We start from the raw sequence: 19355 nt of genomic DNA, 5'->3' as shown, positions 1-19355 counted from the left end.
CCGCCCTCGGTCAATCACGAATCTTGAGCGCGAGCGAATACCTCATGCCCGCAATGCGATTCGCACGACTAATTAAAGAATGAGGGTCGGTCAGATAGCCAGTTTTCGGCGAGCTGGCCGCTGAGACGTTTGACGAATGTCTGGGTTATGAAGGTCCGAAGGGCAGACGCAGAGGAAAGGCGATCGCGTGGCGGAGCGCCAATTGCCGGTCAGATTGATATGATTTCTTCGCCGAGGCAGCGCCCGACGCTGTTCCGACTGAGATACTCATCGTTACTGCCCCCTCGTAGCCTGTTGCAACGTTTCCTTGGTTCGTGGCATGGCAACTAGTCTCGCGCCCGTTACACGCACCGTTTCTCTTTCTCGCAACATCTTGAGCACTATATGAGACGAACGCCGCCAAGCTATTCGCATGGAATGCGGTGGCGCCCTTTATATGAGTCATGTAACAAAAAGAAAGATGAGTGCCCGCGGGAACTTTCTCATAGGTCTTTTCATTTGTCTACCAAAAAGCCTTTGGCGATATCCGGGTATTGCGCAATTTAACAACAGGTGCTATTCACCTTATTGGCGCAGAGCGGAGTCAGGATTTCCTGACAAGGGAATCAGCAATTTCTTCTCTATTTTTTTAACTCGATTTCGTGTAGCAAAACGCATATTAAAAATGCAGGACAGTTAATGTAGAGGAATAGGAATCCGTTCGCCTGCCCGCTGCCGCAGCACAACGGCGGCAGCAGCGAGACACAGCCAGGGTTACTTACCAGCGGTAGCCGACGCCCGCGCCCGCGCCGACGGAACCGTGACCGGAAACGCCCGTCGTGACCGAGCCTTTGACCATCCACTTTTGCGTCGTGACCGACAGACCCACAGCCATCGCGGACTGTCCGCCGTAGTTGCCCGCTGCGAGTGCTACAACCTTCTCGCCAGGCAACACAGCTTGCGGCAAGTTCGCCATCGCGAGTGCGCACGCCGAACCGGCGTTCGCGTGACGGCGGTATTTCTGCATGTCGTCGCCAACGCTGTGGATCGACGTATTGGTGTGGTCTTTCGCACCGGTGCTTACTTATCTCCGCTCGCGCAGCGCATAGGGGCACTGCTTCAGGAGCGGAGTAGCTGAACCAGCTAGCGGCGTACATGCCATATTAAAACGGCCAAGTTGTGGTGTTTTTGTGCCATCGTCCGCTCCCTAGACTAGAACGGACCGCCAAACGCACTTTCCCAACGGCAGAAACGGCCGATCAACTGTCGTCCTGTGTGATCAAAGAGCGGCCGTTGTACTTCGAAAGCGGACTTCGAGATGGTCTTGGCTCGAAGGACGGTTCAGGGTCGAATTCTGACCGACGCGGCCGGCTCGACGATGCCCCGTCGCCACGCCACGCATCGGGCTGCAGTCGGCCCAGATGGAATGGACACCGCCCTCCCTTCGGGGAGGTGGGCACATTGAGGGCCTCCAGAACCGAACGGCATCAACGTGCCAAAGTGGAGCTGCGACACAACCACTGAGGAACGGAGGCCCTAAATGAATGCTACGACATATGGACTGGATGTTGCAAAGCGGGTGTTCCAGATGTACTGGGTCGACGCACAAACTGGTGAGATAGCCAATCGCCGGTTCGGACGCGACGATCTAATCGCGTTTTTCGCGCAACGCCCAGCAGGTCGAGTGGCGCTTGAGGCTTGCGGAAGTGCTCACTGGTGGGCGCGTAAGATTCGGGCGCTGGGGCACGAGGTCGTGCTACTACATGCACAATTTATTCGGCCATTCGTACAAACGAACAAGACCGACGCAGCGGACGCTCGGGCGATTTGGACGGCTGTACAGCAACCCGGGATGCGCACGGTTGCTGCAAAGACAGAAGATCAGCAAACGATGCTGAGCCTGCACCGCATGCGCTCGTTGCTCGTCAAGTTTCGGACGATGCAGGTGAATCAGCTACGTGGGTTGCTCTACGAATTCGGCGCGACGTTTCGGGCCGGACGATTGGCAGGACTCACTGAAATCCGCGAACGCATGGCAGAGTTAGAGGACACGTTGCCACGACCGATCGTCCTTAATCTGCAAGATCAGCTACGACGTATCAACGCGTTTGAGGACGATATCAGTCAACTCGAGAAGCGCATCGGTGCCTGGCAGAAACAGGAAGCGGCGTGTCGCGCAATCTCCGAAGTGCCGGGCATCGGCAGACTCACCGCCACCGCTTTGGTCGCAACAGTTGGAGATGCCAAGACGTTCAAGTCGGGACGTGAGTTCGCTGCATTTCTCGGGCTTGTTCCTCGACAAAACGGTACGGGCGGCAAGGTTAGATTGGGCTCGATCTCAAAGCGAGGGGACCCATACCTGCGCACGCTGCTGATTCACGGGGCGCGCTCCGTCCTGTGTCACGCCAAGGTACCAACTGCTTGGCAGAAAGGAATTCAAGAGCGGCGACCTAACAACGTAGTAGCCGTGGCTCTTGCAAATAAGATGGCGCGAATTGCTTGGGCCATACTAGCCCACGAGAGCAGTTACGAAAAGAATCACGTCAGTGTGAGAGCTGCGTAGCAGTATCAGACTTGGAACGTTGAGAAATTGGTAGGTTGCTAAGATTGATTCCATGTGATGGCAAAACAGGTCGGACCGCAAGAACGCAAACCTGAACACAGCCTTGTGCCTGTAGCACGCGGCCCAGATGAGGACGTTCTTGGCGCATTCCATCAGGGCTCGCGGCTTCGGCTTGCGGAAAGCCGAATATAAGACCGCAGCCGATACCTCGTTACGGCGTCACATCAAGATCAACTTGGCAAACCGGGCGGTGTCCATATAAGACTGTGTCAAAACGCCATTTTTGACGCGTTAAAATCTCTCATCCGATAGCGGAGGATGAGCGAGATGAAGCGGTTCGTTCAGGGCGACAGTCGTTCACAAAGCTTTCTCCTCCCCGAAACACTTGACGACTACGTGACGGACACCAATCCCGTACGCGTAGTCGATGTTTTTGTAGATGAGCTTGATCTTCAGAAGCTCGGGTTTGAAGGTGTTGAGCCAGCGCTAACAGGTCGACCTTCGTATCACCCAGAGGTGATGCTTAAGATCTATATCTACGGTTACCTGAACCGAATTCAATCCAGTCGACGCCTTGAGCGCGAGGCTCAGCGCAACGTCGAACTGATGTGGCTCACGGGCCGCCTGGCGCCAGACTTCAAGACCATTGCGCGGTTCCGTAAAGACAACGGCAAAGCGATCCGCAGCGTCTGTCGTCAGTTCGTCATGCTATGCCAGCGTCTGGACCTCTTCGCCGAAGCGCTGGTTGCGATAGACGGGAGCAAATTCAAGGCGGTGAACCATCGCGACCGCAACTTCACGAGCGCAAAACTAGAACGGCGAATGCGGGATATCGAGGCAAGCATCAGCCGTTATCTGGTGGAAATGGACACCGCAGATCGTCAGGAGCCTACGATTGCGAAGGCGAAGACAGATCGGCTGCAAGACAAGATTGCGGCCCTCAAGGAGCAGATGCAAATCCTCAGGCAAGTCGAAGTTAAACTCGACGCAACACCGGACAAGCAAGTGTCGCTCACAGACCCGGACGCGCGTTCGATGAAGACGCGAGGGACCGGAGTCGTCGGCTACAACGTGCAGGTAGCAGTCGATGCAAAGCACCATCTGATTGTCGCGCACAAAGTCACCAACAACGGCATCGATCGTGACCAACTCACGTCGATGGCCAAGCTGGCGCGCACGGAAATCGGCGTCGATAAACTAACGGCAGTTGCTGACCGAGGTTATTACAAGAGCGAGGAGATACTCGCATGCCACGAGGCTGGCATCACGGTGTTTGTTCCAAAGACAAAGACCTCGGCCGCGACCGCTGACGGCCGTTTCAGCAAAGAAGATTTTATCTACGATGCTGAGAAGAACGAGTATAGATGCCCAGCCGGCGAACGTCTCATATGGCGCTACAAGACAACCGAACGTAGCCTGAAGTTAGATCGCTACTGGAGCTCGCAGTGCCAACAATGCTCGTTGAAAGACAAATGCACTCCAGGTACCGAACGCCGGGTGACACGCTGGGAGCACGAAGGATTGCTCGAAGAGATGCAGGTCCGGCTTGATCTCGCCCCAGACATGATGCGTACCCGACGACAGACCGTCGAGCATCCCTTTGGCACGATCAAGGCCTGGATGGGCGCGACTCATTTCCTGACGCGTACTATCGAGCGGGTGAGCACTGAGATGAGCTTGCACGTGCTCGCCTACAACATGAAACGGGTTATCAAGCTTCTCGGTTCAGAAACGGTTATGAAGGCGATGCGGGTGTGAGGCCCACACGCCCATCACGGTCCTTGCGATACGTTCAGCGCTGAATTGGCGTTTGTCGTGGCGCAATCGATAAGCCGCAATCTGTTACCGAGACACCGTGCCGTCAAATTCCCACCGGCGACGCGTTTTGACACGGTCTGGGCCAATAGTTGCCGTTCGCGCAACGCTGAAAGCCGTCGTTCCAATGGCTGGTTCACTTCGGAACCTGCCGGATGCGCAATGAAGCAATTCGGCCATAGCCGACGTTCAGGTGATCGCTTTGATGCGTCGGCTTCACAACGCTCTCCGGCCGTTCTCACCTCAGCGGTCTTGAACGACGCGTTTCCCCGTCGCCAACGCGTACTTGCGACCCATCTCGGCCAGCGGACGAAGCTCCTTATCAGGGGCGGCTTCCAAACGAAACGTACAACGGCCATCCGCGCCTCCACAACCGCGGGCATGTCCCAGGCGTTTTCCGCCCTTCGGTGCCTGGTCCGCGACGGCTCACCTCGGCGGTTTCGGGCATTAAGGCAAATTGTCAGGGCTGCCTTGTTATGGACCGGGTCACTCGGTCCAGCGTTGTTGCTGTTGCCCGATGACGCGTGCGGCGCTCCTGTCGTTGCATCGTCCTCGCGACACAACGATGCTATTCGCGCCTAGCCCTCTAACTGAACATTTCCGGCCGCAAGTCGCTCACCTCAATGATCACATCGGCCGGCAGGTTCGCCCGACGTGCCGCCGCGCGGATGGCTTCGGCGTTGGGCGCCTCATATAGGCAATAAGTCTTCTTCTTGTCCGCGCTGAGAAACGAAAAGAGCCACTCGACGCCCTCCTCGTCGTTGATCCGTTTCACGGCACCCGCACTTTCGCCAGTGACCTCCAGCTGTTCCGCAAAGTTTCGTTCAATCATAAAACGTGGCATGGGGCCCTCCTTGAGTAGTGGCTGCATCGCTGCGCTTCGAAACATGCAACCGTGTGCTAGTTTATGTGCCCTGTGCTTGTCTGAGCGCCACCGATGCGCTCTACCAGACCGAACATCTTCAGTTCGTTGGCTGCGGTGGCCGCCGTGGCGAGCAGGTCTTGCGCTCGTGCTCTATCTTCGATGCGATTGCGTGCTGCCAGCATCAGCGCGAATTCGTGCCGGCCGTGCGCGAGCCAAGGCCACGCCCGCAAGCGCTCGTCCATGCACAGGCCGTGTTCGAAATGCTCCTCGGCGGCGGACCAATCGCCCAGAGCATGTGCGAGCATGCCGAGATACCTTGCCGCAGATCCGCAGCACAGCGTAAAAACAGGAACGGTGACGACCTGATCCCTGAACGGCAGGAGAAGTCCATAAACCTGTTCGGCATGCTCAATGTCCCGGAGTCGCGCAGCAACTTCCGCCAGATACGTCAACGTAACGAGCCGCTTACTATCGACGGGAATGCTGGATTCCGATTCCGCGAGTCGATCGAGATTGTCGCGGGCCTGTGATTCGAAGCCGAGATCGCTGCAGATCAACATGAGCCCGGGCCGCCACGCAGCGTTTTCGGGATGCTCGTCGACGAACCGCTTGAAGAGCGGCGCTACCTCGGCAAGCCGGCCTTGTTCGCGGCGTATCGTGAACATCTGCATGCCATAGACGCCCGTTGCCAGTGTCGCGTCGACGGTCTGCGCCATCTGCAACGACTCTCGCGCCTTCTGCTCCGCCACGGCGAAGTCCCCGACGAGTATGGCCCGCATCGCCTGCGCACCCGTCACACACCACTTGTCGACGAAATGCTGCCCACTGGTGGCAATCTGCCGATACCTTTCGAGCGCGCTCTCGAAGCGCTCCACCTCGCCGATCTCCAGATAGCCGGCGAGACATCGAGCGCATGCGTGACCTATGGTGTGTGCGTCACCGAGAGCTTCTGCAATCTGTCTCAACTCCTGCAACACGCCTTGACGCTCCGCGAACTTGTCCGCAGGCAAAGGGCGAGCCCCGATATGCATCATGTCGCACACCAATGCGTCGAACAAGCTCGGCAGGTCGTTGAGGCGCCTGGCTAGAGCAACAGCCTCCAGAACCAGTTCGTCAGCTTGTTGACGTGCACCGGTCATGTGAACGGTGCGGACCAGTCGACTCAACAGCCGACAGCGTTCGACCGACTCTTCGGTGCCGATCAAGGCGAGCGCCTCTTCGAGCAAAGAAAGCGAGGCTTTGCCGGAGCCTTCGAGGAACGTCTCGGCGGTGTCGAACCCCAACGCCGCCTGCACAAGAAACGACGGCAGCTTCTGCTCGCGGGCAATTTGCGCCGCCTGCCGGAAGGTCACTATCGCCTCGCGGCGGGCCAACCTGAGCTCCGCTCCGCCTCTTGTCAGCAGCAGAGGCACCTGGTGGGCTGCCCGATCCTGATCACCGTAGGAACATCGGTTTATCAGTTCAAGCCCACGCTGCGTGTGAGCGATAGCCTCCTCGTAGGCCGCGCCCGAAAGCGCCCGTTCTCCCGCACGCTGCCAGTAGCCGATTGCACGATCCGGCAGGTCGGCCGCAGTCAAATTCTGAGCAATCAGTTCGGGTTGCCGCTCCGCGACTTCCGGATAATGGTCTTCCAGAGCGGCGGCGATCAGCGCATGATATTGGCGGCGCCTCGCAAGCAACAGGGACTGGTACGCGATCTCCTGGATCAGCGCGTGCCGGAACAGATACACGTCTCTCTCCGCTGGCGTACCCGAAGCGGGAACGATAATTTCGGCTGCGACCAGGCAGTCAAGCGTTTCCTGCAGTTCGTTCTGTCGCTTCGAGGTAATCAGGCCAAGCAGCTTTCTGCCGAACTCCCGCCCCACTGTGGCTGCGATCTGGGCGGTTTCCTTGACGGTTGGCTCCAGCCGGTCGAGCTGCGATAGCAACGAGCCCTGCAGCGTGTCCGGAATCGCAATTGTCTGCAGCGTTCCTTTCAACTCGTAGCTGATGCCAGCATCCTGCAACAAATCGCCCTGCAGGACGGTCTTCGTAAGCTCTTCGACGAAAAGCGGCACGCCGTCCGTTTTGGAGACGATCTGATCGAGTACGAGATCCGGAAGCCGCTTTCCATCGGTCAGCCGTTCGATCATCGCGACGCAATCACGGCGCGAAAGCCGATCGAGATTGACCTTTACCTGATGAGGGTAAGTCCATCCTGGTTCGAACTCGGGCCGCGCGGTGAGCAGTACAAACAGCGGGGCGGCCACCAGTCGCTCGAGCAGCAGCCGAACGAACTCCTGCGAAGACGGATCGATCCAGTGCGCGTCCTCTACAACGACGAGCACCGGCTGAATGCGCGTCGAGCTTTCGATGATGGCGACGAGCACGTCCAGCGTCCGTCGTTTAAAGGAAGGCGATGAGGCGTCGATCGCCGGATGGCGGGCGGTAGCCGGAATTTCCAGCAACGTTGTGAGTACGGGAACCGCTTCGTCGACATCGACTCCGAGGCTTGCGATTCCAGCTTCAAGCCGTTCGACATCCGAAGCGCCGTGCGCGTCGGGTGCCAGGCCAAAGACGCGCCGTAGCCAGCGTAATACCGGCCACGAAGGGCTGTTGCGATAGTACGAGGAACATTGGAGCGAAACGACCGCATGGGTGTCTCCACTGATGCTATCGTCGAATGCTCGCAACACGCGGGATTTGCCGATTCCCGGCTCGCCGATCAACAGCACGCAGCGCATCTCGCCGTCAACGCTCTGCTTCCAGCGCTGCCGGATCATTTCGAGTTCCGCGGCCCGTCCGATCAGCGGTGTCATGCGGTGGCCCGCCCTGACTCCAAAGCGATCGATCGCATCTGTTTGCGCCAGCACGCGCTGGACCTGAACCGGACCCGAAATCCCTTTCAGTTCTTGCCAACCGAGGTTTTCGAGCAGGAACGATCCTTCGATCAAGCGTTGCGTGGCCGGGCCCACGACGATTGCGTTGGGCGGGGCGAGCGACTGCAGCCTTGCGGCGACGATTGGGGCCTCTCCGACGATCGCCTGTTGATCGAGCGTGGCTCCAGCACCAATTGCCCCGACGACGACAAGTCCCGTCTCGATACCGATACGCAACTGCAGGCGTACGCCGTGCTCAATTTCGATGCGATCGTTGGCCTCGCGAAGCGCCGCGACGACGGCGAGAGCCGAAAGTACTGCGCGCACGGCATCGTCTTCGTGCGCGTTTGGATAGCCGAAATAAACGAGCAGCCCGTCACCGAGGTAAAGCGCGATGTGACCTTCATGAGCTTCGATCGCGCTTGCGCAGGCTTGATGATAGAAACCTAGCAGGCGCCGCATGTCCTCGGGATCGAATCGCTCCGCGAGCCCCGTCGAATCAATCAGGTCGACGAACATCACGGTGAGCTGCCGTCTCTCGGCCTCGACGGCTGGGGACGTAGACACCGAAGGCCGCTCTCCTCGTTCCTTCGCGTATCCGAGCGATCGCGCGTGGGCGTCGGTCAGTGCAGCTAGCCCTTTCGCCAGCCGCTTGCGGTCACCGAGCGTCAGGCCAAGCTCCTTCAACTCGTCATCGGAAAGGTCGCCGAGCACATCCCAATCGATCCCTTCCGAGGCGAACTTCGCAGCGTGTCCACCGAGGCCAATCTGCGCCAGCCACGTTGTCATGTCGTCGGTCATCGCTGGATCTCTGGCATACCGTCCAAGACTATGATCGGCGAGGTAACGCTACTTGTCCATGCACTTCGCGCGCATTCCAACGATTGCCTGATCAGGCGACGGGAACGTTAGGCGCGTGCGGCGGTACCGCTTAAGTAAGAGCAACGAACATACGCCGCGTGGCGACCTTGCGAGTATCGATGCGGGGCTCCCCACACGATCGGCGCGAAGCCGAGGTTCGAATGCCCGTCTTGACGTGCAGGCCCGCGTCCGAAGCTGGCCCTACGCCAGGGATCTCCTCAGCCGATCGCTACCTTGTACGTCATGCATTGGCCTGTTCGAACGTTTCCAGTGCATGGTCGATTTACCTGGATGTCTAACGGTGCGTTCGACGCGGGCTTGGCCAAGCAGCAATTGAACGGCTCGCAGACTCTTTCTGCATCGGTAGCTCAGTGATGCCTTCGAACCGACCCGGAGCGATCGCTCGGCTTGCTCCAAAGCGGCCATTGGTCGGCCATTGGCCCGGGCCACGACAAGCTTGAGGCGACGAGTCCGCCCGCTCCGTCACACACCTTTGGACAGCCGGTCAATATATCGCTTTCATCGCACGGTAGTGGCGTCGTGCTTTTGAGCGATTCCACTCGAGCAAGCGACCATCAGCCGAATCGAGGAGACCGTTCGCTGTAGCCCAGTCGACAGCGTCACACCAGCCGACGAGTCGCTCGCCGTCACGTTCCTTACCAGCGCCGCCGCACGTGTTCATGAAGTTAAGGACCGGATGAACGAGACCAGATCGACATCGGAATGCCCGGTGGGGCATTACCCGCGCCAGGTCGCGCGTCAAGCAAACTGCCGATGTTCTGATCCTTCCGCCAACGCGCTTCCGCCCGCCGCCGCGTCGAATGCCCGACGCGCGGCCTCGACCTCGGCAAATTTGGTGAGCGTCCACTCATGCAGCGCCCGCAATGGCGGCTGCAACGTGCGCCCAAGTGGCGTGATCTGATACTGCACCGCCACCGGAGACAGCGAAACCACTCTCCTTGAGATCAGGCCGTTGCGCTCGAGCCGGCGAAGACTCTGGGTAAGCGCCTTCTGCGTGACGCCTTCGAGGCGCCGTCGGATGGCGTTGAAACGCTGCGGCCCGTCGTCCAGTACGGCCAGCACCATCATCGACCACTTGTCGGCAATCTGGTCGAAGAGTACGCGGCTGGGGCAGTCAGACGAAAAGCATTTCAGTTCAAGCGCGGGCATCGTGGTTTCCTTCGATACACCTGGGCGACTTCAGGTGCCTAATTGACGTCAGGTATCAAACATATACCATGAGGCCTTTGTTTGCAACGGAGCCTGTTCAATGTCTCACCCCGATACCAGCACCCTGTTTCGCCCCTTCTCAATCCGCTCGCTCAACCTAAAGAACCGGATCGTCATGGCCCCGATGACGCGGCTCTTTGCCCCCGAGGGCGTGCCTGGCGACGCGAACGTCGCCTATTACCGGCGCCGCGCGGAAGGGCACGTCGGGCTTATTCTGTCCGAAGGGACGGTCATTGACCGTCCTGCATCACGCAACGACGGCGGCATTCCGTTGTTTCATGGCGAGGCCGCGTTAGCCGGTTGGAAAGATGTGATCGATGCCGTCCACGACGCGGGCGGCCATATGGCGCCTCAGATCTGGCACACCGGTTCGACCCGTTACATCAACAACTGGGAGCCCGATGCGCCGGTCGAAAGCCCATCCGGGCTAGTCGCGCCCGGCGACCCTCGCGGTGTAGTTATGAGCGAAGAGGACATCGCGGATACGGTCGCAGCCTTCGCCAAGGCGGCAAGAGACGCCAAAGCGCTCGGCTTCGACGCGGTAGAAATCCATGGCGCCCATGGCTATCTGATCGATCAGTTTTTTTGGCTGGGGACCAACCAGCGGACCGATCGCTATGGCGGGCCGACGGTCAAGCAGCGGTCCCGCTTCGCAAGTGAGATTGTCGCTGCCGTGCGCGACGCCGTCGGTCCGGATTTCCCGATCATCATGCGGTTCAGTCAGTGGAAGCAGCAGGATTTGAGCGTGCGCGTCGCCGGGACCCCGGCGATCATGGAGGACTGGCTACTGCCGCTGGTTGAAGCCGGCGTCGATGTCCTGCACTGCTCGCAGCGACGCTTTTGGGAACCCGAGTTTCCTGAGATCGATGGCGAAAACGGGCTAAATTTTGCCGGCTGGGCCAAGAAGGTGACGGGTGCCGCGACGATCAGCGTCGGATCGGTCGGGCTTGAGAAGGATTTCGCCACCGCCTTTTCCGGGGAGGGATCGAGCCCTGCGAGCCTGGACCGTCTCGTCGAGCGAATGGAACGCGACGAGTTCGATCTGATCGCCGTTGGCAGGGCCATTCTCAACGACCCGAACTGGGTCAAAAAGGTTGAACACGGCCAATACGGCGCGCTGAAAGGGTTCGACGCGGCAGCGCTCGCCGAATTGGTCTGACGGTGAGTTCGAGGACGGGAACATTCTTCGAACCCGTCCTCTTCGTTAATTCGAATTTCACGCTTTCAACCTTTGAGCGAGTCCAGCATCGCGAAGCCCAACCGCTCGCCGAAATAGCTTTCCCACGGAGGGTCGAACGGATTGGCGGTCGAGCTGTTTCACGCTGCCGAACGTCAGGAATGGTAAGCCGATTCCCCATGCGAGCTGACATCGAGCCCTTCGCGCTCACCCTCCTGTTCGATACGCAGTCCGATCGTCATGTCGACCAGCTTGAACGCGACGATCGATACCACCGCCGACCAGACCAGGGAGATACCCACGCCCCAACACTGCGCAATCAACTGGCCGAACATATCGTAGACGCCGACCTTGTTGGCGACATAATCGTAGACACCGGTGCCACCGAGTCGCGGCGATGCAAACACGCCGGTCAGCAGTGCGCCGACCACTCCCCCGAGACAGTGCACCCCGAACACGTCGAGCGAGTCGTCGACACCAAGCAGACGCTTCAGCCCGTTCACGCCCCAGTAGCAGACGCCCCCGGCGATTAAACCCATCACGATCGCCCCCATCGGCCCGACGTAGCCGCATGCGGGCGTGATCACGACGAGTCCGGCAATCGCGCCAGACACCGCGCCGAGCATCGACGGCTTCTTCTTCAGCACCCATTCCACCAGCGTCCACGATACGGTGGCCGCGCATGTGGCGAGCAGGGTCGTGATGAATGCGAGCGTAGCCGCGCCGCTGGCTTCGAGGTTCGAGCCGACGTTAAAACCGAACCAGCCGACCCACAGCAGCGATCCGCCCACCATTGTCATCGTGAGGTTGTGCGGTGCCATCGTTTCGCGACCGAAGCCGACGCGCTTGCCGATCATGACCGCGCCGATCAGCGCCGCGATGCCCGCGTTGATGTGGACCACCGTGCCGCCAGCAAAATCGATCGCGCCCTTCTGGAACAGGAAGCCCGCGGTCGCCGTCGCCTTGTCGCCCGCAGCCGCGCTCGTGTACGCGTCGGGGCCAGGCCAGTACCAGACCATATGTGCGATCGGCAGATACGAGAACGTGAACCACAGCACCATGAAGAGCAGCACCGCAGAAAATTTGGCGCGCTCAGCAATGCCACCGATGATCAGCGCCGGTGTGATCGCCGCGAAGGTCAACTGGAACGACACATAAATGAACTCCGGAATCACGACCCCCTTGCTGAACGTCGACGCCGTCGAGTCCGGCGTGATGCCGGCGAGAAACGCCTTGCTCAAGCCGCCGAAGAAGGCATTGCCCTCGGTGAAGGCGATGCTGTAGCCATACACGGCCCACAACACGCCGAGCAGACAGAACACCACCAGTGTCTGCATCAGCACGGACAACATGTTCTTCGCACGCACCATGCCGCCGTAAAACAGCCCGAGGCCCGGCGCGGCCATCATCACGACGAGCAGCGTGGCGACGATCATCCAGGCGGTATCGCCCTTGTTCGGCACTGGTGCGGCTGCGGCGTTCTGCGCGTACACCGGCACAGCGAGCGCCAGCATCATGAGTAACGCAAAAACCCTGTTCAGTCTTTTCATTGCGCGATCCTGTGGAAAACGTCGAAGCGTGCTCGTGCGCGATGGGCCATGCGCGAGCAGGCGGTGACCGTGATGAGTGTGGGTAAAACAGAATCCAATGGCGCCTGCTACGCTCGTCTAAACCAGCGGCGATACCCGAGCGCCGCGGCGCGGTCCTCCGTTAGCGCCGCACACAACGCATCAACCTCCGCGACAGTCCCGACGCCTGGCGTTACTCGCATGGCGAGCCCCGCATCGGGCGTCGAATCCTGCACCGATCAGTACGTCTGCCCCGGAATCCACGACGTACCCGCCAGCGGAATACGCGCCATTGCGGCGGCTTCCACGGTCAACGCAACGAGGTCCTCGGGCTCCAGGTGATGTACGTTCTGCTTGCCGCAGGCCCGCGCGATCGTCGTCAACTCCATGTTCAGCGTCTTCAGGTAGTTGCGCACGCGGCGCGATCCTTCTTCCGCCTGCACGCGCTGTTCGAGCACGGCGTCCTGCGTCGTCACGCCGACCGGACATTTGCCGGTGTGGCAGTGATGACAGAACCCCGGCGACGTGCCGAGCGCGGCATAGTCCGCCGTCGCCGGATGCAGCGCGCCGTTCTGGAAGTACGTATCGCTATTGCAGCCGAGCGCCATCAACATGCCCTGCCCGATCGCGACCGCGTCGGCGCCCATGGCAAGCGCCTTGGCCACGTCCGCGCCGGAGCGAATGCCGCCCGACACGATCAACTGCACCGTGCCCTTCATGTTCAGGTCTTCGAGCGCATCCACGGCCTGACGAACCGCGGCCAGCGTCGGAATACCCACGTTCTCGATGAAACATGTCTGGGTGGCGGCGGTGCCGCCCTGCATGCCGTCGATCACCACCACGTCCGCCCCGGCGTGCACGGCCAGCTTGACGTCGTTGAACGTACGCGTGGCGCCGACTTTCACGTAGATCGGCTTTTCCCAATCGGTGATTTCGCGCAATTCCTGAATCTTGATCGCCAGATCGTCGGGACCGGTCCAGTCCGGATGACGGCTCGCCGAACGCTGATCAACGCCCGCGGGCAGGGTGCGCATCGAGGCGACGCGCGGGTTCACCTTCTGCCCGAGCAGCATGCCGCCGCCACCCGGTTTAGCACCCTGTCCGATCACGACTTCGATCGCATCGGCACGGCGCACGTCGTCGGGATTCCAGCCGTAACGCGACGGCAGGCACTGATACACCAGCGTCTTCGACGAGCGGCGCTCTTCCTGCGTCATGCCGCCGTCGCCGGTCGTGGTGGACGTGCCCATCGCCGTGGCTGCCTGGCCGAGCGCTTCCTTCACGTTCGCCGACAGCGCGCCGAAGCTCATGCCCGCAATCGTGATCGGAATATCGAGCACGACAGGCTTCTTCGCGAAGCGCGTGCCGAGCACCGTTTGCGTCGTGCACTTCTCGCGATAGCCTTCGAGCGGATAACGCGACAGCGACGCACCGAGAAACAGCAGATCGTCGAAGTGCGGCACGCGACGCTTCGCGCCGAGACCGCGAATTTCATAGAGACCGCGCTGCGCGGCGGTGTGAATGTAGTCGATCGTCTTGCGGTCGTAGCCTTGCGACTCTTCCTGCTGCAAGCGGGCGAAATGGATCGGTTTGGCTTCCATGAGAATGTTCTCGGTGAAGTTCAATATTCCTGGTCCGCGTCAGCGTTCCAGTGGTAAAGCGTGCGGGCCGAGGCAATGCGCCTGAACGAGCGCGGATCGTGATCAAGACCCGCGGCGCCGAGCAGTGCGCCGACCGCCGTCAGGTCCGCGTCGGTCATCGGCTCGTACTGCGCATCCGCGCCGAGCGATTTCACCTCGCCGCGCACGTACAGTACGGCTTCATACAGCGAGTCGCCCAGTGCGTCGCCCGCATCGCCGCAGATCACCATGCGGCCGGCTTGCGCCATGAAGGCCGAAAAACTGCCCACCGAGCCACCGACCACGATATCCCCGCCCTTGAGCGAAATCCCGCAGCGCAAACCCGCATCGCCGTCGATCACGAGCAGGCCGCCATGCGCGGATGCCCCCGCGCCGTTCGAAGCAAAGCCCTTCACGTGGACCTTGCCGCTCATCATGTTTTCCGCGACGCCGGTTCCGGCGCTGCCTTCGACGACGATCGTCGCGAGCTGGTTCATGCCGCCCACGTAGTAACCGGCGTGTCCTTGCACCGTTACCGTGACGTGCGCGTTGACGCCCACCGCGATGTTGTGCGCGCCGTTCGGCGACGTGATATCCACCTTCACGCCTTCGAGCGCTTCTTTCGCGCCATGCAGATACTGGTTCAGTTCGCGGACCGACGACCCCTCAAGGTCAAACTTCATGCTTTCCATACATACATCTCCTCGGGTGCGGGTTCGAATACCCTGGCGTTCTTGATGTCCGGCAAGTGCGCGAGCGAACGGAACTCGGAAGCGATTGCCACGTAGTCGTCGTTTTCCGCGACCACTGCGGGTTTGCACGCGAACGGATCGCGAATCAGCGCGAGCTCGGTCGAGGTACCCATCAGGAACGTGTAGAAGCCGTCGAGTTCTTCAAAGCCCTTCTGCAACGCGACCGGCAGTTCATCGCCTTCACGCAGCCGCCATTCGAGGAAGCGGCACGCGGCTTCGGTATCGTTGTCCGTCTCGAAGCGGATACCTTGCGGCTCCAGCTTGCGGCGCACGCCATGCGCATTCGAGAGCGAGCCGTTATGCACGAGACAGAAGTCTTCGCCGGCCGTGAACGGGTGTGCGCGATCCGGCGTGACCGCCGATTCGGTCGCCATCCGCGTATGGCCGACGAGATGCGAGCCGGTCAGCTTCGAGAAGTCGTAACGTTGCGCAACCTCGGCAGGCGAGCCGATATCCTTGTACAGATCGATCGAGCGTCCGGTGGACAACAGGAACAGCTTCGGGAAATGCTCGGTGAGCCACGCCTTCACTGTGTCGACATGGCCGTTCACGGTCAGCACCGCATGATTGCCCTTCGACTCGGCGCTCGCATCCACGTCGATCGCGCTGTTGAGCGCATCGAGCAACGCGTTCCAGTCGAAGTCGTTGCCGGCTTCGGTAAAGCCCGCATACAGGCTCAGCTTGCGCTGGCTGTCGCCGACCGCACTGCCGAACACCGCGAGTCCGGCCGAGTCCGGTCCGCGCTCGGTCATGCCGATCAGCATCGGCACCATCAACTGACCGAGCTGCGCGCGCAATGCCGGCGTCTTGACCAGCAGGCCTACGATTCCACACATAGTCGTACCCCTTAGAAGAATTCCAGATAACTTTTCATTTCCCAGTCCGAGACATGACGCATGTACTCGAGCCATTCCATTCGTTTGAGCTTGATGAATTCATCGGCGACAGGTCCGAGCGCATCGCAGATCAGGCGATCGCTTTCAAGCGCGTCGAGCGCCTGCTCGAGGTTCTGCGGCAGGATGCCGATTTGATGCTCGCGCAACTTCGCGGGCGACCATTCGTAGAGGTTTTCATTGGCCGGTGCACCCGGCGACAATTCACGTTCAACGCCGTCTAGACCCGCCGCGATCACGGCGGCCGTCGCGAGATACGGATTGCACGCGCCGTCGGGCAGACGCAGTTCGATGCGCTCGCCTGGCATGCGCACCATCGTCGAGCGGTTGTTGTCGCCATAGCTGATATAGGCCGGCGCCCACGTCGCGCCCGTCAGCGAGCGGCCCACCACGAGACGCTTGTACGAGTTGACGGTCGGATTGCATAGCGCGGCGAGTGCCGGCGCATGCGCGAGCAGTCCCGCAGTGAACTGATAGCCGAGCGTCGATAGCCCCATGCCGAGCTTGTCGCTTTTGTCCGAGAACAGATTGCGTTCGCCGTCGCCGATCGACATATGCATGTGCATGCCGTTACCCGGACGGTTCGCGAAGGGTTTGGGCATGAACGAGCAGATCATGCCCAGCTCGTTCGCGATCTCGGAGGCGGCCATCTTGAAGAACACGTAGTGATCGCACGAAGTCAGGCAATCGGTATACGTGTAGTTGATCTCGAACTGGCCGTTCGCGTCTTCGTGATCGATCTGATACACGTCGATGCCGACCGAGCGCATCGATTCGGTGAGCCTTTCCAGGAAGACTCGCGTACGCGACAACCCCTTGTAGTCGTAGCACGGCTTGGCGAGCGTATCGCTCGGGTCGCACGGTTCGATCGCGCCCGTCACCGAACGCTTGAGCAGGGAGAACTCCGGCTCCAGTCCGGTGAACAGCGTCCAGCCGCGTTGCGTCATGCGCGCGACCTGCTGCTTCAGCGTGACGCGCGAATCGAATGGCCACGGTTCTCCGTCGACGTGGCCATCGCAGACGATTCGTGCGAGACCGTCCTGCCAGGGCACCGGCGTGAGCGTCGACAGATCGCCTACAGCCATGTAGTCGGGACCATTCGGCTCGATACCCACGCCCCAGATCGCGAAGCCCGCAAAGCCGGCGCCCGCCTTCAACACGCCCTTGAGATGCGCGACCGGTACCGACTTGGCCTTCGCGACCCCATGAATGTCGACGAATTGCGCCAGTACATATTTCACGCCGCGTTGCGTGAGATAGTCCTGGGCCTCTTCAGCCGAGCCAAAGCGGGGCACGCTACCCAACTCGTTGTCCGGCAGCTTGCTCGCATCGTTCAGGTTCATCGTCACTCCTTGCACCACCATCGCTGGCTGATTGGCGAGTCATGCCCCATTGCACGACTCCACTGCGAGCCATGTTCGCAGCATCAATACGAATTTATTACTGTGCAACAATAGTTCCCGTCGAGAAACTTTCAGGGCGCAATACGGCCCTTCTTATCTGCTAACCTCCTGCCTTTCAACGAGGTTCAACCATGCAAAACGGCGAAGACAGCAAAAACCCGCTCGAACGCTATTTGGGCGCGACGATCCGCGAACTTCGCCAGCGCCACGGTCTGACGATCGCCCAGGTGTCGGAGCAGGCCGGGATCAGCCGCGGCATGCTCTCGAAGATCGAGAACGCCCAGACTTCCACCGGGCTCGACGTGCTCAACCGGATCGCCAATGCGCTCGGTGTGTCGATGTCCACCCTGTTCCGGCGCTTCGACGTTCCTGAAGGCGGCGCCCAACTCGTGAAGAGGGGCGAAGGCATGGAGGTGGTCCGTAAAGGCACCAAACGCGGCCACACCTATCACCTGCTGGCCTACGACCAGGGCCCCAAAAAACTGTTCGAGCCGTTCCTGATCACGATGGACGACGAATCGGAAACCTTCCCCGTCTTCGAACACCAAGGCACCGAGTTCATCCACATGCTCAAGGGTGTCATCGAGTACCGGCACGGCCAGCAAACCTACATCCTGCATCCCGGCGACACCCTCACCTTCCAGGCCGACGTGCCCCACGGTCCCGAGCGGCTGATCAAAATGCCGATCCAGTTCCTGTCCATCTTCGTGTACGGCGAAGGTGACCGGGACTAATGCGCCTTCATTCGCCGCTACTTCTTACGCAACCTCCATGCCATGATTACCCGCGGGAACATAAGATTCATGCTGGGAAACACTTTGGGCGAACCGACGGCATGAAACGGGTGACTTCCGCGGATCCTCACCGCGTCAAAGCAGTGCGGTTTACCGGCCTGCGCGGTGCCTCGCCGCACACGAACGGCACATCGGGTTCAGATACATCAACAGCATTACTTATAAAAAGTGATCACAGGTGCTCGAGCGCATTCAGCGCGCCCCCCACCATGCGCTGTAGCGTGGGTTGAAGAACCGCCGCGCGTGCGTCGTGATAGGAGAACGGCGCGTCTTCATTCATGTAGATGCACTGACACATTTCAAGCTGAACCGCGTGAATACCGCGCTCGGGTTCGCCATAGTGACGCGTGATATAACCACCCTTGAAGCGGCCGTTCGCGACCCACGTATAGGCGCTGTCCGCAGCGGCTCGTTCGGCCGCGTTTTGCACGAGCGCGTTTGCAGTGCGGCCGTCTTGCGTCCCAAGATTGAGATCCGGCAACTTCGCGTCGAACAGGCGCGGCAGTACGCTCGCGATCGAATGTGCTTCCCATAACAGTACATTCGGATGACGCTCGCGCAGCCTCGCCAACTCCGCTTGCAATGCCGTATGGTATGGCTGCCAATAGGCCGCCACGCGGCGTTGCTTCTCCGCCTGGTCGGGTTCCTGGCCGGGCCGGTAAACCGCTTCGCCCCGAAACGTTTCCGTTGGACAAAGGCCCGTCGTCGTTTGGCCGGGGTATAGACTCTCGTCGTTCGGCGGCCGGTTCAGATCGATCACGTAGCGGGAAACGCGCGCGCCCAGCAAAGTCGCGCCCAGCGCTTTCGCAAAGTCGTAGAGACGGTCGAGATGCCAGTCGGTGTCCGCCACACTCAGTGCCACCTCCGAATACTCATGCTTCAGCGACGACGGAATCTCCGTGCCGAGATGCGGAATCGAAATCAGCAACGGCCCATCGCCGATATGCAGCTTGTACAGCTCACTCATCGTTGACTCCT

Annotated in this window: 13 protein-coding genes and 2 pseudogenes; 4 read left to right on the top strand and 11 right to left on the bottom strand. The window is 60.2% G+C overall.

Features of this window, described 5'->3' with window-relative positions:
* Positions 1–757 precede the first annotated feature (757 nt).
* Positions 758–1036: pseudogene (locus BJG93_RS29260) on the bottom strand (YadA-like family protein); the annotation flags it as partial.
* 483 nt (positions 1037–1519) lie between these two features.
* Here BJG93_RS29260 and BJG93_RS29255 point away from each other — a divergent pair.
* The gene (locus tag BJG93_RS29255) at positions 1520–2542 is read left to right on the top strand and encodes an IS110 family RNA-guided transposase (RefSeq protein ID WP_027194731.1); all 1023 of its coding nucleotides are present in this window, start codon (positions 1520–1522) and stop codon (positions 2540–2542) included.
* Positions 2543–2869: 327 nt separating this feature from the next.
* Positions 2870–4300 carry an IS1182 family transposase gene (locus BJG93_RS29250; protein WP_027194730.1) on the top strand — a complete coding sequence of 477 codons (1431 nt, stop codon included), beginning with the start codon at positions 2870–2872 and terminating at the stop codon, positions 4298–4300.
* 643 nt (positions 4301–4943) lie between these two features.
* On the opposite strand, the gene BJG93_RS29245 is transcribed toward BJG93_RS29250, so the two are convergent.
* The 4 genes and pseudogenes from BJG93_RS29245 to BJG93_RS29230 form a co-directional block, all read right to left on the bottom strand.
* Positions 4944–5201, bottom strand: a complete 258-nt coding sequence (locus BJG93_RS29245) for a DUF4242 domain-containing protein (protein WP_026226125.1) — start codon at positions 5199–5201, stop codon at positions 4944–4946.
* A gap of 56 nt (positions 5202–5257) precedes the next feature.
* Positions 5258–8881 (bottom strand): AAA family ATPase, encoded by a 3624-nt coding sequence (locus BJG93_RS29240; protein WP_027194729.1) that lies wholly within the window; start codon positions 8879–8881, stop codon positions 5258–5260.
* Positions 8882–9142: 261 nt separating this feature from the next.
* Positions 9143–9325: pseudogene (locus BJG93_RS36540) on the bottom strand (hypothetical protein); the annotation flags it as partial.
* 375 nt (positions 9326–9700) lie between these two features.
* Positions 9701–10111 (bottom strand): winged helix-turn-helix transcriptional regulator, encoded by a 411-nt coding sequence (locus BJG93_RS29230; RefSeq protein WP_027194728.1) that lies wholly within the window; start codon positions 10109–10111, stop codon positions 9701–9703.
* Positions 10112–10211: 100 nt separating this feature from the next.
* Between BJG93_RS29230 and BJG93_RS29225 the strand changes: the two genes are divergently transcribed.
* Entirely contained in the window at positions 10212–11330 is a 1119-nt protein-coding gene (locus tag BJG93_RS29225) for an NADH:flavin oxidoreductase (RefSeq protein ID WP_027194727.1), read from the top strand.
* A gap of 173 nt (positions 11331–11503) precedes the next feature.
* On the opposite strand, the gene BJG93_RS29220 is transcribed toward BJG93_RS29225, so the two are convergent.
* The 5 genes from BJG93_RS29220 to glnT all read right to left on the bottom strand — a co-directional run bounded on the left by BJG93_RS29220 (position 11504) and on the right by glnT (position 17523).
* Positions 11504–12898: an ammonium transporter gene (locus tag BJG93_RS29220; protein WP_027194726.1), complete on the bottom strand. Its 1395-nt coding sequence runs from the start codon at positions 12896–12898 to the stop codon at positions 11504–11506.
* 257 nt (positions 12899–13155) lie between these two features.
* The gene (locus BJG93_RS29215) at positions 13156–14517 is read right to left on the bottom strand and encodes an FMN-binding glutamate synthase family protein (RefSeq protein ID WP_027194725.1); all 1362 of its coding nucleotides are present in this window, start codon (positions 14515–14517) and stop codon (positions 13156–13158) included.
* Between the two features lie 20 nt (positions 14518–14537).
* Positions 14538–15227, bottom strand: coding sequence for a GltB/FmdC/FwdC-like GXGXG domain-containing protein (locus BJG93_RS29210; protein WP_027194724.1), 690 nt, complete (start codon positions 15225–15227; stop codon positions 14538–14540).
* Entirely contained in the window at positions 15215–16123 is a 909-nt protein-coding gene (locus tag BJG93_RS29205) for a class II glutamine amidotransferase (protein WP_027194723.1), read from the bottom strand. The genes BJG93_RS29210 and BJG93_RS29205 overlap by 13 nt, the downstream gene beginning before the upstream one ends.
* Before the next feature lie 11 nt (positions 16124–16134).
* The gene (gene glnT, locus BJG93_RS29200) at positions 16135–17523 is read right to left on the bottom strand and encodes a type III glutamate--ammonia ligase (RefSeq protein ID WP_027194722.1); all 1389 of its coding nucleotides are present in this window, start codon (positions 17521–17523) and stop codon (positions 16135–16137) included.
* Between the two features lie 191 nt (positions 17524–17714).
* On the opposite strand from glnT, the gene BJG93_RS29195 reads away from it, so the two are divergent.
* A complete protein-coding gene (locus BJG93_RS29195; RefSeq protein WP_027194721.1) occupies positions 17715–18317 on the top strand; it encodes a helix-turn-helix domain-containing protein in 603 nt (200 codons plus the stop codon).
* A gap of 232 nt (positions 18318–18549) precedes the next feature.
* Here BJG93_RS29195 and hutG read toward each other — a convergent pair whose 3' ends face one another.
* Positions 18550–19344 (bottom strand): N-formylglutamate deformylase, encoded by a 795-nt coding sequence (hutG, locus tag BJG93_RS29190; protein WP_027194720.1) that lies wholly within the window; start codon positions 19342–19344, stop codon positions 18550–18552.
* Between the last annotated feature and the right edge of the window lie 11 nt (positions 19345–19355).

The organism is Paraburkholderia sprentiae WSM5005, from assembly GCF_001865575.2.
GTDB lineage: Bacteria > Pseudomonadota > Gammaproteobacteria > Burkholderiales > Burkholderiaceae > Paraburkholderia > Paraburkholderia sprentiae.
Note: the sequence above shows the minus strand (reverse complement) of the source record. Positions and strands in the feature narration are given on the sequence as shown.